At 72.8% G+C, this 18,401-nt stretch carries 12 protein-coding genes; 4 read left to right on the top strand and 8 right to left on the bottom strand.

What is annotated here, in order from left to right; all coding sequences use genetic code 11:
• The first annotated feature begins 1,025 nt into the window (after positions 1–1,025).
• Positions 1,026–2,861 (top strand): serine/threonine-protein kinase, encoded by a 1,836-nt coding sequence (locus tag ACFRCG_RS15450; RefSeq protein WP_380031751.1) that lies wholly within the window; start codon positions 1,026–1,028, stop codon positions 2,859–2,861.
• 27 nt (positions 2,862–2,888) lie between these two features.
• Here ACFRCG_RS15450 and ACFRCG_RS15445 read toward each other — a convergent pair whose 3' ends face one another.
• The 7 genes from ACFRCG_RS15445 to ACFRCG_RS15415 all read right to left on the bottom strand — a co-directional run bounded on the left by ACFRCG_RS15445 (position 2,889) and on the right by ACFRCG_RS15415 (position 11,124).
• The gene (locus tag ACFRCG_RS15445; protein WP_380031749.1) at positions 2,889–3,902 is read right to left on the bottom strand and encodes an LLM class F420-dependent oxidoreductase; all 1,014 of its coding nucleotides are present in this window, start codon (positions 3,900–3,902) and stop codon (positions 2,889–2,891) included.
• Positions 3,903–4,150: 248 nt separating this feature from the next.
• Entirely contained in the window at positions 4,151–5,035 is an 885-nt protein-coding gene (locus tag ACFRCG_RS15440) for a hypothetical protein (protein ID WP_380031747.1), read from the bottom strand.
• Between the two features lie 180 nt (positions 5,036–5,215).
• Positions 5,216–6,268, bottom strand: coding sequence for a hypothetical protein (locus tag ACFRCG_RS15435; RefSeq protein ID WP_380031746.1), 1,053 nt, complete (start codon positions 6,266–6,268; stop codon positions 5,216–5,218).
• Positions 6,269–6,394: 126 nt separating this feature from the next.
• Positions 6,395–7,516: a hypothetical protein gene (locus ACFRCG_RS15430; protein ID WP_380031744.1), complete on the bottom strand. Its 1,122-nt coding sequence runs from the start codon at positions 7,514–7,516 to the stop codon at positions 6,395–6,397.
• 242 nt (positions 7,517–7,758) lie between these two features.
• On the bottom strand, positions 7,759–8,754 hold the full coding sequence (locus ACFRCG_RS15425; protein WP_380031769.1) for an N-acetylmuramoyl-L-alanine amidase: 996 nt from the start codon (positions 8,752–8,754) through the stop codon (positions 7,759–7,761).
• 103 nt (positions 8,755–8,857) lie between these two features.
• Positions 8,858–10,177: a hypothetical protein gene (locus ACFRCG_RS15420; RefSeq protein WP_380031741.1), complete on the bottom strand. Its 1,320-nt coding sequence runs from the start codon at positions 10,175–10,177 to the stop codon at positions 8,858–8,860.
• Between the two features lie 308 nt (positions 10,178–10,485).
• Complete coding sequence (locus ACFRCG_RS15415) at positions 10,486–11,124, bottom strand: class I SAM-dependent methyltransferase (protein WP_380031738.1); 639 nt, start codon at positions 11,122–11,124, stop codon at positions 10,486–10,488.
• A gap of 195 nt (positions 11,125–11,319) precedes the next feature.
• Here ACFRCG_RS15415 and ACFRCG_RS15410 point away from each other — a divergent pair, with 195 nt between their 5' ends.
• Complete coding sequence (locus ACFRCG_RS15410; protein WP_380031736.1) at positions 11,320–13,524, top strand: acyl-CoA dehydrogenase; 2,205 nt, start codon at positions 11,320–11,322, stop codon at positions 13,522–13,524.
• A gap of 99 nt (positions 13,525–13,623) precedes the next feature.
• Positions 13,624–14,826 (top strand): lipid-transfer protein, encoded by a 1,203-nt coding sequence (locus ACFRCG_RS15405; protein WP_078975061.1) that lies wholly within the window; start codon positions 13,624–13,626, stop codon positions 14,824–14,826.
• Between the two features lie 73 nt (positions 14,827–14,899).
• Here the strand turns inward: ACFRCG_RS15405 and ACFRCG_RS15400 are convergent, their stop codons facing one another.
• Positions 14,900–16,243 (bottom strand): NYN domain-containing protein, encoded by a 1,344-nt coding sequence (locus ACFRCG_RS15400; protein ID WP_380031767.1) that lies wholly within the window; start codon positions 16,241–16,243, stop codon positions 14,900–14,902.
• Between the two features lie 265 nt (positions 16,244–16,508).
• Between ACFRCG_RS15400 and ACFRCG_RS15395 the strand changes: the two genes are divergently transcribed.
• A complete protein-coding gene (locus ACFRCG_RS15395; protein ID WP_380031734.1) occupies positions 16,509–18,200 on the top strand; it encodes a long-chain-fatty-acid--CoA ligase in 1,692 nt (563 codons plus the stop codon).
• Positions 18,201–18,401: the final 201 nt, after the last annotated feature.

Genomic DNA, 18,401 nt, shown 5'->3' with positions numbered 1-18,401 from the left:
CTCTGCGGCCGAAGCGACGACCGGCTTCCGCCTTCGGCCGCCGGCTTCGGCGCGTCAGCGCCCACGACCCGGGCTGCCCTCGGGATCGACGCGCGAAGCGCGGAGAGCGGCGGAGCCGCAAGTTTTGGGCCGGGTGGCCCGGAGCGAAGCGGAGGGACACCCGGCCCCGAGCGAGGGGCCGCTTTTCTGCGGAGGAGCGAAGCGGGGGAGCAGAAAAGTGGTGCCTCGCGAGCCGGCGCGGAGCGCCCAATAAAAGGCAACGCCGCCCTCGCGACTCCGGCGCTCCGCCTGGCTCACTCGCCGACTCTGGCGTCTCGCCCGGCTCGCCTCGCGACTCCGGCGCTCCGCCCCGTGACCCGACTCTGGTGTCTCGTCCGGCGTGCCCTGCGGCTCCGGCGCTCCGCCCGCTCCCTGACCTTGGCGTCTCGCCTCGCTCACCCTGCGGCTCCTGTGCTCCGCCTTGTTCTCCAACCCCGGTCTCCGCCTGGCTCATTCGCCGACTCTGGCGTTCCGCCCGGCTCGCCTTGCGGTTTCGGTGCTCCGCCTCGCTCCCCGACTCTGGCGTCTCGCCTCGCTCACCCTGCGGCTCCTGTGCTCCGCCTTGTTCTCCAACCCCGGTCTCCGCCTGGCTCATTCGCCGACTCTGGTGTCTCGCCCGGCTCGCCTTGCGGTTTCGGTGCTCCGCCCCGCTCCCCGACTCTGGCGTCTCGCCCCGCTCACCCCGCAGCTCGGCGTCCCGCCCCGCGACCCGACTCTGGCGTCTCGCCCCGCTCACCCCGCGGCTCCGGCGTCCCGCCTCGCTCACCCTGCGGCTCCGGTGCTCCGCCTCGCTTCCCGACTCTGGCGTCTTGCCCCGCTCACCTCGCGGCCCCCGCGTCCTGCCCCGCTCGCTTCACCTTCGCCGTGATTCGGGGCTTGGGGTGTTGGCTTGCCGTTCGAGCGTTGGGTGGCCGTGGTCTTGGGGGTGGGGGTGCGGCAATAGGGTTTGAGCAGGGGGGCTGGGTTGTTCGGGTGACGAGGTGGGTATGGCGGCTGGGTTGGAGCCTGGGGATCGAATAGGGCCCTACACGGTGGTGGGGCTGCTGGGGGTCGGTAGTCCCGGCTGGGTGTATCTGGCGCGGACCGGAGCCGGGCGGCCGATGGCCGTTCGGATGTTGTACGGCGAGCAGCAGGGGATCAAGCGCGCGCAGAAGGTGCGCGGGCCCGGTGTGATCGAGGTGATCGGCAGCGGCGGGGCGGCCCGCAATCCGTGGGTGGCCTCGGTGTACGTGCCGGCGCCCTCGCTCGCCGACCTGGTGATCTCGTGTGGGCCGCTGACGCCCGACGCGGTGCGTTGGCTCGCGGCCGGGATCGCCGAGGGGTTGGTGACGATCCATCAGGCGTCGCTGGTCCACGGCGACCTGCGGCCCGCGCAGATCGTGGTGGCCTCCGACGGGCCGAGGGTGACCGGATTCGGGATCACGGGCGCGCGCCCTGACGCCCCGCTCGCCGCGCCCGGCTACCTCGCGCCCGAACAGGCGCGCGGTGAGGAGCCGGTGCCGGCCTCCGACATCTACGCGCTCGGCGCGCTGCTGTGTTTCGCGGCGACCGGACATCCTCCGCACTCCGGTGTGGGGGAGGCGGCGATTCGGCGGAGCGTGGCGACCGGCGAGCCCGAACTGGCCGATGTACCGGCCGAGGTCGTCGACCTGATCCGGTCCTGCCTGGTGCGTGATCCGGAGGCCCGGCCCACGGCGCGGGAGTTGCTGGAGGGGGCCGCCGGGGCGGTGACGGCTCGGGAGGGGGCCTACGGGGCCGCCTCGTGGCTCCCGGGCGCCGCCCTGGAGTTGATCGACGCGTACCACCGCCGCGGCCGCCTGGTCGGCGACCCGCCGACCGTGCCACTCGCGGACCGCCTCGGACCGGACGAGCCGGTCGACAAGGACGAGCCGGACGAGCCGGAGGAGCCGGAGGAGCCGGACGAGCCCGTCGACTCCGCCGCGGCCGACGCCGGGTCGAACCCGGACCCGGCGGAACCGCGACGATCGGACGAGGCCGGATCGGACCCGAAAGCCGCCGCGCCGACCCCGGCGAAGCCGGCCGCACCCGCACCCGACGGCTCCGGCGCCCCCGAGACCACCGAGACGATGCAACTCGCCAAGATCGTCCAGGCGATGGTGCCGCGGATCGACGACAGCGACGATCGGCAGGACCCCTACGACCTGCCCGAGCCGGCCGAGGGGCACGAGGGTGGTGGCGGGGCCAGTTGGGTACTGGTGGCCGTGCTCGTGGTGATCGCGCTGGTGGGCGGGCTGCTGGCCGGGGTCGCCTACGAGCGGGGACACGAGGATCGGGAGCGCGGGGCGATGGGCCCCGCCGGGGTGCCGACCGCCGGTGCCTCCGGCGATCCGGTCGCGGCCTTCGTGGCCTCGGTACAGGTCGGCGCCTGCGTGGACTTCGCCGGCGACGGATCGCCGACCTGGCGGCCCGCCGGACCGCGCACGCTGCCCTGTGAGGATCCGGCGGCGCGGCAGCGGGTGCTGGCCCGCACCGCGGCCGGCGGCGGCACGGCGGACTGCATGAGCACCGACGGCCGCAGCCGGTGGCCGATCGCGCCCGGGCAGCCCGCACTGTGCCTGGAGCGGATCTTCCGGCCCGGCGAGTGTGTGCCGGCGGAGGTGCGCGACGGGCGACAGTGGGCCTTCCTGGCCGCGCTCGTACCGTGCCAGGGCGCCTTCCAACGGGACGGCCAGGGCCGGTTGCGCATCGACGAGATCCATCCGATGCCCTCGTCCACCGGCCCCACCTGCCCGGCCCGGTCCCCGGTCTACTATCCGCTGCCCTCCCGGGGACAGGAACTGTGCATGTCGACGGCCACCTAGACCGCGGACCCGGACCGGTGACCCGGATCAGGACGCGAGGTCGGCCAGCAGGCGCAGCGCCTCCGGGTCGCGCGTGGTGACGATCATGTCGGTGACGTGCGGGTCGGCGGCCCACGCGGCGAAACGTTCGCGGATCCGGGCCGCCGGCCCGACGAGCGCGATCTCGTCGACGAAGGCGCTCGGTACTGCGGCGATCGCCTCGTCGCGCTTGCCGGCCGCGAACAACTCCTGGATCCGATCCGCCTCCTCGGCGTAGCCGAACCGGCGCATCAGGTCCGCGTGGAAGTTCTTGTTCTTCGCGCCCATCCCGCCGACGTAGAAGCCCATCGCCGCCTTGATCGGGAACATCGCCCGCTCGACGTCGTCGCCGAGCGCCACCTGCACCATCGGCGCGATCCGAAAGCCCGCCGGCTTGTCCCGCAGCGCGTCCGCGTACACCTCGGGACGGGTCGGCGCCCAGTGCAACGGCAGCCAGCCGTCCGCGATTCGTGTGGTCAGATGCACGTTCTTCGGCCCCTCGGCGCCGAGGAAGATCGGCAGGTCCGCGCGCAGCGGGTGGGTGATCGACTTGAGCGGCTTGCCGAGCCCGCTGCCGTCCTCGCCCGCGTACGGGTGCCGCGCGTAGCGGCCCTCGGCCACCACCGGCCCCTCGCGGCGCAACACCTGGCGGATCACGTCCACGTACTCGCGGGTGAAGGTCAGCGGGCTCTTCGGGAACGGCCGCCCGTACCAGCCCTCGACCACCTGCGGCCCGGAGAGCCCGAGGCCCAGGATCATCCGCCCGCCGGACAGGTGGTCCAGGGTCAACGCGTGCATCGCGGTCGCGGTGGGGGTGCGGGCGGTCATCTGGGTGACGGCGGTACCCAGGGCGATCCGCGAGGTGTTGGCCGCGATCCAGGTCAGCGGGGTGAACACGTCCGAGCCCCACGACTCGGCGGTCCAGACCGAGTCGAAGCCGAGGCGTTCGGCCTCGCGCGCCGTCTCGACGAAGTCGGCGGACGGGCCGCGGCCCCAGTACCCGAACGTCAGACCCAGCCTCATGGCGGTACCTCCATGTTTGCCCACGGTTGCCCGAAGTCGTACGGAACCGCGCGGCGCGGCGTGACGCGGCGCGGTGAATCGCCTCCGCAGACTAGAACACGTTTTACTTTTCGGGGAGGCCGCCTCCCCCGGGGACCGGCCCGGCCCGCCCGCGGACAGGCGAAAGGGCGCCGTCCGGAGTGGACGACGCCCTTGCCTGGGTCTGTTCGCGGGGTCTCGGTATTACCGGTTCCTCGGGAGCACCGGTGTCACGAGCGCTGGATACCCATCGTGTTCTGCAGCACGCCGCGCACGTTGTCGACCTCGACGAGCAGGCCGTTCGGGTGCTCGGCCACCGCCAGGTACCAGACGCCCGTGTTCAGCACGCCCTTCTCCTGGTTGGTGTGCTCGTCCAGCATCGGACGCGAGTCCGGCACCGAGAACCAGAAGGGCTGGAACGGCGCACCGCCCGGGGCGGGCTGCTGCCCACCGCCGGGGCCCTGCGGGCCCGGGGCACCGAAGCCGCCCTGCGGTCCCTGGGGACCCTGCGGCGCCGGGCCGCCGAAGCCGCCCTGCTGCGGGGCGCCGCCGTACGGCTGCTGACCCTGGGGGCCCTGCGGGCCGCCGTAGGGCGCGCCGCCGAACTGCTGTTGACCCTGCGGGCCGCCGTACTGGCCGGGCTGACCCGCACCCGCGCCCGGACCACCCGCGCCGAGCAGCGGCGCCTGGAGGGCCGGCACCACGCTGGTGGCGATCAGGGCGCCGCTGAGCACGAGGACCAGCAACACGATGAGGATGCCGCCGGCCTTCATCTCCAGGCCGTCGGAGGCGCGGCCGATCGACCACAGGGCGTTGATCGGCGAGACCACCGCGAGCGGCAGGGCCCACTGACGAGCGGTCAGGCCGAGGATCTGCTTGTCCCGCAGCTGCGGAAGCAGCCCGCCGAGGATGAACAGCGCACCCGCGATGATCGGGGTCAGCACGCACGCGAAGATGACCGGTGCCATGGTGCCCGACCAGGCGCTCCAAGAGCCGTCGAAGCCCCGGGGAACCTCGCCCTTGACACCGATGTAGTCGAAGAACGAGAAAATGAAGATGAGCACGGCGGCGACCCCGATGACCGCGTCGCCACGCGAGAGCTTTCTGACGTCCACTGAATACTCCTCCCGAGGGGGATGGGCGCCGACAGCGTACGGGGGCGACCCAAGTCGTGCCACCGACATCGCCCCCGCGCGTCCTCGGTGCATTGGTCCGGGGACACTGTGCCAGACGGGGGAACGATCTGTGCCCCGGCCCCATACGACACACCGTATGGGGGCATTTTCCACGGATGTCTACTCGCCGCGCTGAACACCCGTCAGGTCGGTCAACACGCCCTGAACGCCGTCGATATCGATGACGATGCCGTCGTCGCGCACGCCCACCGCGAGGTACCAGACCCCGGGGTGCAGCGTGGCCGGCGCGGCGCCGGAGACGTCGAGCGGCCGCAGCGTGCGGGGTTCGGGCACGGCCAGCCAGTACTGTTCGAACGTGCCCGGATCGCCGGAGTCGGCCGCCGAGTCCCGGGCGTCCGCGCCCGTGGCGGCCGGAACCCGGTCCGCGCCGATCGCCGGATTCGCCGCCGAGTCGTCCGACTTGAGCAGCAGCACCGGAGGTTGCACCGCGGGCGGCTGCATCGCCGGGGGCTGCATCGGCGGGGTCTGCGGCGGGGGAGTGTTGCCCGAGGGGCCGTACACGGGCGGCGCGACCGGAGGCGGCACCGGGAAGCCGCCGGTTCCGGGCGGGCCGGGCGGATAGCCGCCGGGCGCGCCGGGGAAGCCGCCGCCGGGGTAGCCGGGCCAGCCGGCTTCGCGCGGGCGCACCAGCGGCACGTTCAGCCCGCCGATCCGGTCCACGGTGAGCAGCAACAGGGCCTGCAACACCGCGAACCCGGCCAGCCCCCACGCGCCGTAGCCGTGCGTGGCGTCCACCGTCGCCTGCGCGTCGCCGCCGGCGCGGGCGATCCGCTGCGCGGTGCGGGCCAGCTTGTCGTAGCCGCCGTCCGCGCCCAGCACGGCCCACACCGCGCTCCACGCCGACGCCACGCCGAGCACGACGCCCCACTGCCGCAGGGCGACTCCGGCGAACTGGATCTCGGTCGGCGGCGAGCCGGGGCGGAAGGTGTAGCGGCCGATCAGCAGCAGCACCAGCGAGATCGAGGACAGCAGCACGACGGCGGGCGCGAGCGGTGTGAAGTCGCCGATCCACGCCGAGTAGTGGGTGGTGCCCTCGGTGAGATCTCTGCCCTTGGCGGTCACCGTGTACCAGGGGAGAAACGAGAAGACCAGAACTCCGATCGCCGCCACCGCGACGATCAGATCACCTCGGGTGACGCCTTTGCGTGGCATCGTGCTCCTCCCTGACGGGGCTTTCGTACTGCGTGGACATGCGCGTGTCGCGACGGACCGCGGCGGTCGCGCCGCGGCCCGGTGCCGGTACGGTCGCCCGCACCGGCACCGGGGCCTGACATACCGTCATTCTCCGCGTTGGATTCCGGAGACGTCGCTCAGGACCCCGCGAACGCCGTCGGCCTCGACCAGGACGCCGCCCGGGTGGGGGGCGACGGCGAGGTACCACTGACCGGTCCGCAGGGTGGCCACCGGCTCCTTGGACAGGCCCTCGGTGGGGGCCAGCGGTCGGGCCTCGGGCACGGCGAACCAGAACTGGGCGAACTCCGGCGGCTGCGCGCCGGTCTCGGCGACGGCCGGCTGTGCGCCGGTGCCGGACTCGACGGCGACCGGTGCGGCGGCGCCCGGTGCGTCGGGTGCGGCGGGTGCGCCCGGCGCGGTGGTGCCGGGCGCGGCCTGGGGGGCCGCCGCGGTCGACCCGGACGGGTCGGGCGGCGGCATGTGCGCGGGGACGCCGGCCATCGGCGCGGCGGCGGTGCCCGCCCCCGTCGCCGGGTAGCCGGGCGGCGCGGGATAGCCGCCGGTGGCGTTCGGCAGCGGGTAGCCCGTGTTCGGGTCGATCGCCATCGGCAGGCCGGTGTTCGGGTCGAGCGGGACCGGGTAGCCGCCGGTCGCGTTCGGCGGGTAGCCCCACGGCTGCTGCGGGACCGGGCTGAACAGCGGTGACGCCAGGCTGGGGATGCGGTCGCCGATGATCAGGAACAGCGCCGCGATCAGTCCGGCCACCATCATCAGCCAGGCGAAGACGGTGGGTCCGGAGTCGACCGCGAAGCGCGACGGGGCCGAGTCCTCGACGATGTCGCCGATCATGCCGCCCGCCCCGAACGGGGCGAAGAAGCCGCTGATCGCGCCGGAGACGCCGAACGCGATCGCCCACTGGCGCGGGGCCAGACCCAGGGCCGGCTTGTCCGGCTGCGCGGTGAAACGGCCGATGACCAGGAGCAGCACGGCCAGCAGCGGCACCAGGACGACGGCCGGCATCAGCGGGTAGAAGTCGACCGTCCAGGCGTTCCAATTCTTGGACTCGCTGCGGCCGCCGCCGAGCAGGTCCCCGTCGTCGCTGCCGATGCTGCTGCTGCCGTGGGAGGTGGCGCTGACTTCGTAGTATTTGAAGAACGAGAAGATGAAGATCAGGACGATCGCGAGAATGACGATCGCATCGCCCCTCGTGATCCCTTTCCGGTTCAACGTTGCTCCTTTGGCGATACGGAGGGGGACGTGACGCCGGCGGCGCGGGGTGCGCCGGGCGACGTGCGGTGCGTGGGCGGCTCGCGCCGGGCCCGATCGTGCGGCTCGCGGTGGTCCGTGGCCCGACCGGGAACCGTCCGGCGGTGCCGGGCACGCGTGGACGTCGCGAACCGGGGAGCGTCACCGTCGCGCACGCGCGCCGGGACGATCGCAACGACCCTAGGGGACAGGGGACTCGTGGCTCACGTCCCCTTCAACAGATAGGCCGTGATCCCGGTCGCGATCCCGGACGCGGCGCGCTCACGCCAGTTCGGGTCGGTGAACTGCGCTGCGTCCGACGCGTTGCGCATGTTGCCGCATTCGATGAACACCTTGGGTCGGGTGGACAGGTTGAGTCCGCCGAGATCGGTACGGGTGACCAGCCCGTCGTCGGTGCCCAGGTAGGTGGCCGGGGAGGTGCCGGTGGCCGCCCGGAACGCCTTGGCGAGCAGGCCGCCGAGGTCGCGCGAGGGCGCCAGGATCGGCGTGGTGTCGACGTTCTTGTCCTTGACCGCGGCGGGCAGGATGACGTGGAAGCCGCGCCCGCCGGCCGGACCGCCGTCGGCGTGGATGGACACCACCGCGTCCGCTTTGGCCGTGTTGCCCCGCGCCGCGCGCTCGTCGACGCACGGCCCCCACGCCTCGGTCTCCCACGTGTACACCACGGTGGCGCCCTGGGCCTCCAGCAAGCGCTTCGCCCGGTGTGCCACGTCGAGGGTGAACTCGGCCTCGGTGTAACCCTGGTTGGTCTCGGTGCCGGTGGTGTCGCACTCCTTGGTCAGCCCGCCCGCGTACACCTGCTTGTTGATCTCGCGGGAATGGCCGCCGTTGCCCGGATTGTGGCCCGGGTCGAGCACCACCACCCGCCCCGACAGCGGGAGTCCGCCGCCGGCGGCGCGGGGCGGGGGCGGGACGGCCGCGGTCGCGGGGGTCTCCGCCGGGGCGGCGGGCGGTGGTTCGCCGGTCGAGGTGGTCGCGTTCGGGGCGGGCGCGCCGTCGGCCGGCGCGGCGTGGGGCGTACTCGGCGGGTCGCCGGCCGCGGTCGCCGACCGCGTGTGGGCGGCCTCGGTGCGCGCCGCGTCGTGCCCGCTCGGCCAGGCCACCGCGATGGTGCCGGCGCCGGCGGCGGCCAGCGCGAGGGCGGCCACGGTCAGGGTGATCCGCCGACGGCGGCGCAGGCGGTCGTGCGCCGCCTCGATCAGGGCCTCCCGCGCGGGCGCGTGGCCGAACGGGTCGGCGGCGGCCGGGGGATGGCGGTAGCGGGGAGCGGGGTCGTCGGGACGGCCGCGATCGTCGCGGCGGTCAGAGGTCAAGTTCACTCCTGGACGTGAGGCCGTAGCGCGAGGCGACGGCGTTCCAGGTCGTCACGAACGACTTCTTCGCGGTGGACGCCTCGGAACTGATCGTGGCGCCCTCGTCGTAGAGCGCCCGGGCGCCCGGACAGCCCGAGTCGGTCGCGGACTGTGCCCACGCGGCGAACGAACGGTCGGCGCGCGCGGAGGCGGTCCACGCGGTGCGCAACGTCGGTGCGGCGGCCTGGAGTTCGGGGGCGGCGTCGAAGCGCATCGCGTCCAACTGGGTGACCAGTTGGTCACGTTGCGCGGCGGCGTCGAGCAGCGCGGAGCGGGACGCGGCCAGCGACGAGCAGGAGCCGATGTTGTTCACCGCGTCGATCACCGACTGCCGGGACGAACCGCTGCGGGAGAGCAGGGTGTCCAACGCGGCGGCCTGCGCGCGACCGTCCGGTGTGGGGCTCGCGGGCGGCGGGGTGGTGATCGTGGTCTGCAGGGCCGGCGGCGGGGTCGACGGGGTGCCCGGCTGGGCGCCCGCGGCGTTGCCGGAGGGGGAGGTCGAGCCGGCGGTGGATTCCACGCTCGGTGCGTCGTGGGCGGCCGGCTTCTTGTCGTCCTCCGCCCACGGCTTCAGGGCGAACAGGGTGCCGACGGCGGCGATCAGGACGACCGCGGCCACGATGAACAGGAGGGTGCGCTCGAACGAGGGGCCGGGCGGGGTGGGCGAGAGTGGGCCCGGGGCCGGTGGGGTGGCGCTGCGGTACCAGTCCGGGGCGGCGGGGACGTCGCGGGCCGGCGGCACGCCGTGGTCGGGCCGGTCGCCCGGGATGCCGTGGACGGGGGTGTGCCCGGGGTCCTGGCGGTACCAGTCCGCGGTCGGCGCCGACGGGTCCGGGGACATCGGCGGAGGCGGCACGGGCACCGGCGGCGGGGTGACGGCGGGCGGCTGGGGGGACACCGGGGGCGGGGTGGACACCAGAGGCGGGGTGGAAACCGGCCACCCCGGCGGTGGCGGGCCTGCGGGCATGCCGCGGGCCGCCGCCGGGTTGTCGACGGTGTCCTGCTCGTCGGGCGACGCGGGTGACGCGGGTGACGCGGGCGGCGGTGTGCCGGGCCGCGCCGGCGGCGTGACGGCCGGCAGGTGGGCGGTGGGCTCGTGATGCGGACGCGGCGGTGCGCCCGGGTTCACGGCGGTCGGCCCGGCGGTGATCCGGCGGCGCACCCAGCCGCCCACGCCGCCGTCGGCCGTCCGGTCCCAGACCGTCTCGAACCGCTCGCCCTCCGCCGCGGGTTCGCCGGGCCCGTCGTCGTGCTGATGCTGATCGGACATGACCATCCCCCCGCGTCCTTTCGGATGGGCATTGTCCCAGCAAACGGGACCCGCGCGGGACCGGATCGGATTGCTTTCGGGAATCGAATCAGGCTCGAATCGATCTTGACGCCGAACGACGGGGCGTCGACCGCACGGATCGCGGTCCGGATCGCCGCCGCTTCGCCGCCGACCCGACCGGGGAGCGGCGGCGGGCGGGCAGGGGTATGACTCGCCGGACCACCTTCGGTTGCCCCGGGTCGTTTCGCCGGGGCCGCCCTCGGTTCGCCCCCGGTTTGCCTCCCGCGACCGCCCGTGAGCCGCTCCGGTCAGATTCCGGTCGCCACGCGGCGCAGCACCCGGAGCGAGCCTCGGCCCGGGAGTTCCTCGAACGCGCCGGAGGCGAGTGCGCGCTGGTAGACCCGGTACGGTGCCTGGCCGCCGTCCGCCGGGTCCGGGAACACGTCGTGGATCAGCAGCAGTCCGCCGACCGCGACGTGCGGCGCCCAGCCCTCGTAGTCGCCCTGCGCGTGCTCGTCGGTGTGCCCGCCGTCGATGAACACCAGGCCCACCGGGGTGTTCCACAGCGGGGCGATCGTGCGGCTGTGTCCGACCAGGGCCACCACGTACGGTTCGAGCCCGCTGCGATACAGCGTGCGGCGGAACGTCGGCAGCGTGTCCATCACGCCCAGTTCGGCATCGACCAGATTCGGGTCGTGGTACTCCCACCCGGGCTGCTGCTCCTCGGAGCCGCGGTGGTGGTCGAGCGTGACCACCACCGTGCCCGCGTCGCGCGCGACCGCGGCGAGCAGGATCGTCGACCGCCCGCAGTACGTGCCCAGTTCGACCAGCGGGCCGACCCGGGCCGCCAGGACCGCCGCGGCGTACAACGCGTCGCCCTCGTCGGCCGGCATGAATCCGGTGGCGGCCTCGAACGCGGCCCGCACGGCGGGGTCGATGGTGCTCATGTCGGGATCTCCTGGGTCGGACCACGCGGGCCGGGTCGGTACACCGCCGGGCCGCCGTCGGCCGGCCGGACCCCATGCTGCCGCAGCCGCCCCCGCGCCACCGTGTCGGGGGCCACATCGGGGTCCCCAACAATTGAAACGGGTTCTACTATCGCAAGTACTGGACCCAGTCACGGAAGTCATGGAAGGCGCGATATGGCCATCGGCATCACGGAGGAGCACCGCTCCCTGGCGGAATCGGTACGCGGATGGGTGCAACGTGTTGCACCCATCCAGGAGGTGCGCCGGGTGCTGGAGGCGGACGGCGAGGAGCGCCCCGCACACTGGCCGGCCCTCGCCGAGCAGGGCCTGCTCGGGATGCATGTCGCCGAGGAGTTCGGCGGCGCCGGCTACGGCCTGGTCGAGACCGCGGTGGCCCTCGAACAGGCCGGCCTCGGCATGCTCCCCGGCCCGTTCCTGCCCACCGTCCTGGCCTCGGCGCTGCTGCAGGCCGACGGCGGCGACGCGGCGAAGGAGCTGCTGCCCGGCCTGGTCGACGGCACGCTGATCGGCGCGGTCGCGACCGGGCCCGACACCGTGACGGCCGCCGAGGAGGCGGGCGGGCTGCGGGTGAGCGGGGTGGCCACGCCGATCCTGGGCGGTGCGCTCGCCGACGTACTGGTGCTGGCGGCCCGCCGAGCCGACGGCGCGGTGGTGTACGTCGCGGTGGACGCGCCGAACGTCGACGTCCGGGCGCTCAAGAGCGTGGACCCGACCCGGCGCGGCGCCGAGGTGACGGTGGACACCGTGGTCCCGGCCACGCGGGTGCTGGCCGGGGTGGACGAGGCCCTGGCCCGCGACCTGGCGGCCGTACTGATGTCCGCCGAGGCCTGCGGCGTGGCCGCGTGGGCACTCGACACGGCGACCGAGTACGCCAAGGTGCGCGAACAGTTCGGCCGCCCCATCGGGCAGTTCCAGGCGATCAAGCACCTGTGCGCGGACATGCTGGTCCGGGTCGAACAGTCGCGCGCGGTCACATGGGACGCGGCGCGCGCGTTCGACGCGGGCTCGGACGCGCCGACCCGGTCGCTGACCGCCGCGATCGCCGCCACGTATGCGATCGAGGCGGCCTTCACCACGACCAAGGACTGCGTACAGATCCTCGGCGGCATCGGCTTCACCTGGGAGCACGACGCGCACATCTACCTGCGCAGGGGGCTGACCCTGCGCCAGTACGCGGGGCCCGCCGCGCGGTGGCGGCTGCGGGTGACCGAGCTGGCGAGCGCCGGCGCGCGCCGGGACCTGGTCCTGGACCTGCCCGAGGAGGCGGAGCGGCTGCGCGACACCGCGCGGGCGATCCTGGCCGAGGTGGCCGGCGAGTCCGGGGCCGAACAGCGCGCGCGGCTGGCCCCGTTGGGCTACGCGGCGCCGTACCTGCCCAAGCCGTACGGCATCGGGGCCGGCCCGGTCGAGCAGTTGGTGATCCAGCAGGAGATGAGGGCGCTGGGCGTGCGGCTGCCGGACATCACCATGGGCAACTGGGTGATCCCGTCGTTGATCGCCTACGGGACGCAGGCCCAGCAGGAGCGGTTCGCGCCGCCGACGCTGCGCGGCGAGATCCAGTGGTGCCAGCTGTTCTCCGAGCCCGGCGCGGGCTCCGACCTGGCCGCGATCTCCACGCGCGCGACCCGGACCGAGGGCGGCTGGCTGATCAACGGCCAGAAGGTGTGGACCTCGCGGGCCCGCGAGTCGCAGTGGGGCATCCTGCTCGCGCGCACCTCGCCGGACAAGCCCAAGCACGAGGGCCTGACGTACTTCATCGTGGACATGGCCTCGGCGGGTCTGGACATCCGTCCGCTCAAGGAGATCAGCGGCCTGGCGATGTTCAACGAGATCTTCCTCGAAGACCTCTTCGTACCGGACGAGATGGTCGTCGGCGAGGTCGACGGCGGCTGGCAGGTGGCCCGCAACACGCTCGGCAACGAGCGGGTGCACATGGGCGCGGGCAGCTCGTTCGGCGCGGGCATCGCGAATCTGGTCGCGGCGGTGAACGGCCCGGCGGGCGAGTTCGTGGACGGCGGCTTCCGGGAGCGCCTGGGCGCGCTGGTGGCCGAGGCGTCCTCGCTGGCGCTGATCGAGCTGCGCACCACGCTGGCCCGGCTGTCCGGCCTGGAGCCGGGCGCGGGCGCGTCGGTACGCAAGCTCGTCGGCACCCCGCACCAGCAGCGCGAGTCCGAGCTGAGCCTCGAACTGCTCGGCCCGCTGGGCGCGGTGGACGAGGGGGACGGCCAGAAGGCGGCGTTCGGCTTTTTGATGAGCCGCTGCCTGACCATCGCGGGTGGCACCACGCAGGTCCAGCTCAACGTGGTCGGCGAGCGCATCCTCGGGCTGCCCAGGGATCCGCAGCCGAGCGAGAAGTAGTTCCGTCGGTTTCCGTTTTCGTTCCCCTTCCCCTTCCCCTTCCCCTTCCCCTTCCCTTCCCGATCCTGATCCTGATCCGTTTCCGTAGGAGTTGGCGACATGGCACAAAAGGCGTTCATCGTCGGCGTCGGCATGACCAAATTCGAGAAGCCGGAGAGCCGCGACTGGCAGTACTGGGACATGGTCAAGGAGGCCGGTGGCAAGGCGCTCGCGGACGCGGGCGTCGGCTACGACAAGGTGGAGCAGGCCCCGGTCGGCTACTGCTTCCAGGCGTCCACCGCCGGTCAGCGCGCGGTGTACGAGCTGGGCCTGAGCGGCATCCCGGTCTACAACGTGAACAACAACTGCGCGACCGGCTCCAGCGCGCTGATGATGGCCCGTCAGTTCGTCGCCGGCGGGCTGAACGACTGTGTGCTCGCGATCGGCTTCGAGAAGATGAAGCGCGGCTCGCTGGGCGGGGGCGGCGAGGGCGACTTCTCCACGTCGCCGGTGGCCCGGCACTACAAGATCATGGGCGACGCGCACGGGTTCTCGATGACCGCGCCGCCGACCGCGCAGATCTTCGGCAACGCGGCGCGCGAGCACATGGCCCGCTACGGCACCACCGCCGAGCAGATCGCGCATGTGGGGGTCAAGAACCACCGGCACTCGGTGAACAACCCGTACGCGCAGTTCCAGGTCGAGTACTCGCTCGACGAGGTGCTGGCCGCCAAGGAGATCCACTCGCCGCTCACCCGGCTGCAGTGTTCGCCCACCTCCGACGGCGCCGCCGCGGCGGTCGTGGTCAGCGAGCGCTTCGTGCGCGAACACGGCCTGGAGGAGCAGGCGATCGAGATCCTGGCCCAGTCGATGACCACCGACACCGAGGAGAGCTTCGCCTCGAACAGCTGCATCGACGTGGTGGGCAAGCCGATGTCGGCGGCGGCCGGGCGGCAGGTCTTCGAGCAGTCCGGCCTGGGGATCGAGGACGTCGACGTGATCGAGCTGCACGACTGCTTCTCGATCAACGAGATCCTCACCTACGAGGCGCTGGGCATGTGCGGCGAGGGCGAGGGCGGCAAGCTCGTCGCCGAGGGCGCCACCACGTACGGCGGGCGCTGGGTGGTCAACCCCTCGGGCGGACTGATCTCCAAGGGCCACCCGCTGGGCGCCACCGGGCTGGCCCAGGCCGCCGAGATCAGCTGGCAGCTGCGCGGTCTGGCGGACGCGCGCCAGGTCGCCGACGCCAAGGTCGGGCTCACCCACAACATCGGGCTCGGCGGCGCCGCGGTGGTCGGGTTGTACCGGCGCGGGCAGTTCTAGCGCGGGCGGCCCCGGTGCGGGCCGCCTTTTCGGTCCGGCGGGTGCGCCCTCGGGGTCGCACCCGCCGGACCGGCTACGCGCTGTCGGCGCCCGGGACGGTGGAGAGGTCGGCGGTGGCCGGGTTGCCGGCCGTGTGGTTGGCCCCCGCGTGATGCGCGGTCGTGTGGTTCGTGCTCGCGTGGCCCGTGTTCGGGGTGCCGAGCAGCCATTCGGCCAGGAGGGCGCGCTCGGTGTCGTTGAGGTAGAGGCGGGCGTTCGCGCACAGCGTCTCGACGTTGCGCAGGAAGGCGACGGCGAGGTCGTCGGCGGAGGCGACCGGGTGTGCGGTGGAGGACCAGTAGCCGGAGTAGACCAGGCCCGTGGTGACGAACGCGATCGCCTTGCGGGCGATGGTCTGCATCCGCTCGGCACACCGGTCGCGGACCGCGCCCGAGGTCTGGTTGCCCTGGAAGCCGTTCTCGCTGACCTCGGCGTGCAACTCGGCGAAGAGCACGTGGTATTCCTCCGGGGACAGCCGCGGCGCGCCGGTGACCGTGGCCACCCGGTCGATCAGGTCGCGGACCGGCTCGCGGAGGTGGTCCATCCGACCCTGGCCGTTGGGACGAGCCGAGGGCGGCTGATGTCGGGTGCGGTCGTAGATGTACCCGGGTGGGACCCGACTGATCGACAACTTCTCGTCGGTGCCCTGCTCCAGCATCAGTTCGAGCAGCGAGGAGAAGGTGGCCGCGCCGCCCCAGCGGGTGCGGGTGACCTGCTCGCGACCGACCTGTTGCAGCACCGAGTGGGCGAGGGTGGCGAGCACGATCGGCTCCTCGGAGCCGTCGAGTTGCTCGCGTACGTGCGCCATCACCTGCTCGCGCACCCCCTCGTCGGCCGGCGCCACGTCGATCTCGTCGCGCAGCGCCCGCTCGATGAACTCCTGGTCGCTGATCACCACGTCGCCCGCGGCGACATACGCCTGGGCGGCCGGACCGCTGGCGATCACCATCGTGCGCCGGTCGTGGCTGCGCAGCCGCAGCAGGACCGGAGTGAAGTCCGCGTCGGCGCTCATGATGATCACCTCGTCGAACCTGGTCGAGTGCTGGAGCGTGTCGAGTACGTCCATCACCATGTGGATGTCGGCACTGTTCTTGCCCCGGCCCGTCAGCGGCGGGCAGTCGATCACGCGAAAGGCCGACCGCGTGAAGAACGCCCGGTAACGGTCGTGCATCACCGGGTTGAGGTAGCAGTTGCGGACGAGCAACGATCGGCGCAGGCCGCGCTCGGTCGCCTCGTTCTCCAACCACTCCAACCACTGGGACGGTTTGCGGGCGAAAATCTCCGCGGACGCGCGGTCCGTCTCCCGCAGTCCGCTGTAAATATTGTCAAAGTCAAGGAAAAGTGCGCTGCGAATTCTGCCTGGTATGCCCGAATCCATACTCATGTCCATGCCTGCCTCCCCCGATGCGTACGGCTTCAATCTGTCCGACGCGTCACGTGCGGGCAAGCGAGGCCACATTCGGTGTGGTTCCGGTCCGGTATCGATCTTGGCCGTCTTCCGATCCGCGCGCACGCGGGTTAGGTTGCGCGAAGCAGAAGCTTGATCGTGCCATGCAGGTGCGTCGGTCGGTTTGTCCCCCGTGTATCCACCCACCCATTCATCCATCTGTCCGTTTGTCTGTCTGTCCGTCAGGAGTCCTGTCGTGTCTGGACGTTGGAGCACCACACTGGACGCACTGCTACGCGAGCGGGCCGGGGATCACAGCGCCGGTCTGCGCGACGAGGACCGGGCGTGGACCTGGGCCGAGGTGGTCGCCGAATCCGCGAGTCGAGCCGCCCTGCTGCGGGCGCTGCGGGTCGAGGGTCGACCATGGCACATCGGGGTGATGCTGGAGAACGTGCCCGAGTTTCCGCTGCTGCTCGGCGCCGCGGCGCTGTCCGGCGCGGTGATCGTGGGGCTGAACCCGACCCGGGTCGGGGCCGAGTTGGCGCGCGACATCGACCACACCGACTGCTCGCTCGTCCTGACCGACGCGGCGCATCTGGAGCAGCTGCGCACCGCCGCGCCGGACTTCCCGGCGGACCGGCTGCTGTGCGTGGACGATCCGGCCTGGGCACGGGCGCTGGAGCCGTACGCGGGGGTCGAGCCGCCGGTCGAGCGGCCGGGGGTCGAGGACACGTTCATGTTGATCCTGACGTCCGGGACGACCGGGCACCCCAAGGCGGTGATCTGCTCGCAGGGCAAGATCGCCGGGCAGGGGGCGAGCGTGGTGGCCATGGAGCGGTTGGACGGGACGGACGTGGCCTACTGCGCGATGCCGCTGTTCCACTCCAACGCGGTGGTCACGTGCTGGGCGCCGGCGCTGGCGGCCGGGGCCGAACTGGTGTTGCGGCGGCGGTTCTCCGCGTCGGGATTCCTGCCGGACGTGCGGCGGTTCGGGGTCACCTACGCCAACTACGTGGGCAAGCCGCTGTCGTACATCCTGGCCACGCCCGAGCGCCCCGACGACGCGGACAACCCGCTGACGCGCGTGTTCGGCAACGAGGGCGGGCCGCAGGACGTCGAGCGCTTCGCCCGACGCTTCGGCTGCACGGTGCGGGACGGATTCGGCTCGACCGAGGGCGGGTTGTCGTTCAGCCCGGTCCCGGACATGCCGCCGGGCGCGCTGGGCCGGCCGAACGGCGACATCCGGATCCTGAACCCGGACACGCGCGAGCAATGCCCGCCGGCCACCTTCGACGCGGCGGGCCGGATGACCAACACCGAGGCGGCGGTCGGCGAACTGGTCAACGTAGGCGGCGCGGGCACCTTCGAGGGCTACTACAACAACACGGCGGCGACCGCGCAACGTATGCGCGACGGCTGGTACTGGAGCGGCGACCTCGCCTACCGCACCGAGGACGGCCTGGTCTTCTTCGCCGGCCGCACGGGGGAGTGGCTGCGCGTCGGCGGGGAGAACTTCGGCGCGGCGCCGGTCGCCCGAATCCTGTCCCGGCACCCGGACGTGGCGGTGGCGACGGTGTACGGCGTGCCCGACGAGGCGGCGGGCGACCAGGCGATGGCGGCCCTGGTCCTGCGCGAGGGCGCCACCTTCGACCCGGCCGCCTTCGCGGACTGGCTGGCGGCCCAGCCGGACCTGTCCCGCGCCTGGCACCCGCGCTACATCCGGATCGCCGAAGCACTCCCACAAACCAGCACGAACAAGATCCTCACCAGAGTCCTGACCCGCCAGGCCTGGCACACGGCCACCGACCCCATCTGGTGGCGCGACCCCCGAGGGGACACGACCACCCCATACCGCCCCTTCACCGAATCCGACCGCAAAACCCTGGAAACAGCCTTCACCGACCGAGGCCGCACCCACATCCTGTCCCTGATATCCGGAGAGGGCTGACAACCCCGCCCTTTACCCAACCCGAGCCCCACAGGCGCCCGACGCACGGCCCTTGGCATGCGGCACTCCAACTGCCCCGAAGCTCCCGCCAAGACGACCACGTCGCCCACCGAACCCCGACCGACAACGCCGGGGAGCACTCGCGGGTGGGTCAGGTGTTCCCGGCGGGCGCTGCGCCTCGGGTTGCGTTTGGCTGGTGCG

Source organism: Embleya sp. NPDC056575 (genome assembly GCF_042793325.1).
Lineage (GTDB): Bacteria > Actinomycetota > Actinomycetes > Streptomycetales > Streptomycetaceae > Embleya.
Note: the sequence above shows the minus strand (reverse complement) of the source record. Positions and strands in the feature narration are given on the sequence as shown.

Excerpts from the sequence above, each read along its gene's own strand:
- ACFRCG_RS15450 (WP_380031751.1), top strand. The coding sequence starts at position 1,026 with ATGGCGGCTGGGTTGGAGCCTGGGGATCGAATAGGGCCCTACACGGTG.
- ACFRCG_RS15445 (WP_380031749.1), bottom strand. The coding sequence starts at position 3,902 with ATGAGGCTGGGTCTGACGTTCGGGTACTGGGGCCGCGGCCCGTCCGCC.
- ACFRCG_RS15435 (WP_380031746.1), bottom strand. The coding sequence starts at position 6,268 with ATGCCACGCAAAGGCGTCACCCGAGGTGATCTGATCGTCGCGGTGGCG.
- ACFRCG_RS15420 (WP_380031741.1), bottom strand. The coding sequence starts at position 10,177 with ATGTCCGATCAGCATCAGCACGACGACGGGCCCGGCGAACCCGCGGCG.
- ACFRCG_RS15415 (WP_380031738.1), bottom strand. The coding sequence starts at position 11,124 with ATGAGCACCATCGACCCCGCCGTGCGGGCCGCGTTCGAGGCCGCCACC.
- ACFRCG_RS15410 (WP_380031736.1), top strand. The coding sequence starts at position 11,320 with ATGGCCATCGGCATCACGGAGGAGCACCGCTCCCTGGCGGAATCGGTA.
- ACFRCG_RS15405 (WP_078975061.1), top strand. The coding sequence starts at position 13,624 with ATGGCACAAAAGGCGTTCATCGTCGGCGTCGGCATGACCAAATTCGAG.
- ACFRCG_RS15400 (WP_380031767.1), bottom strand. The coding sequence starts at position 16,243 with ATGGATTCGGGCATACCAGGCAGAATTCGCAGCGCACTTTTCCTTGAC.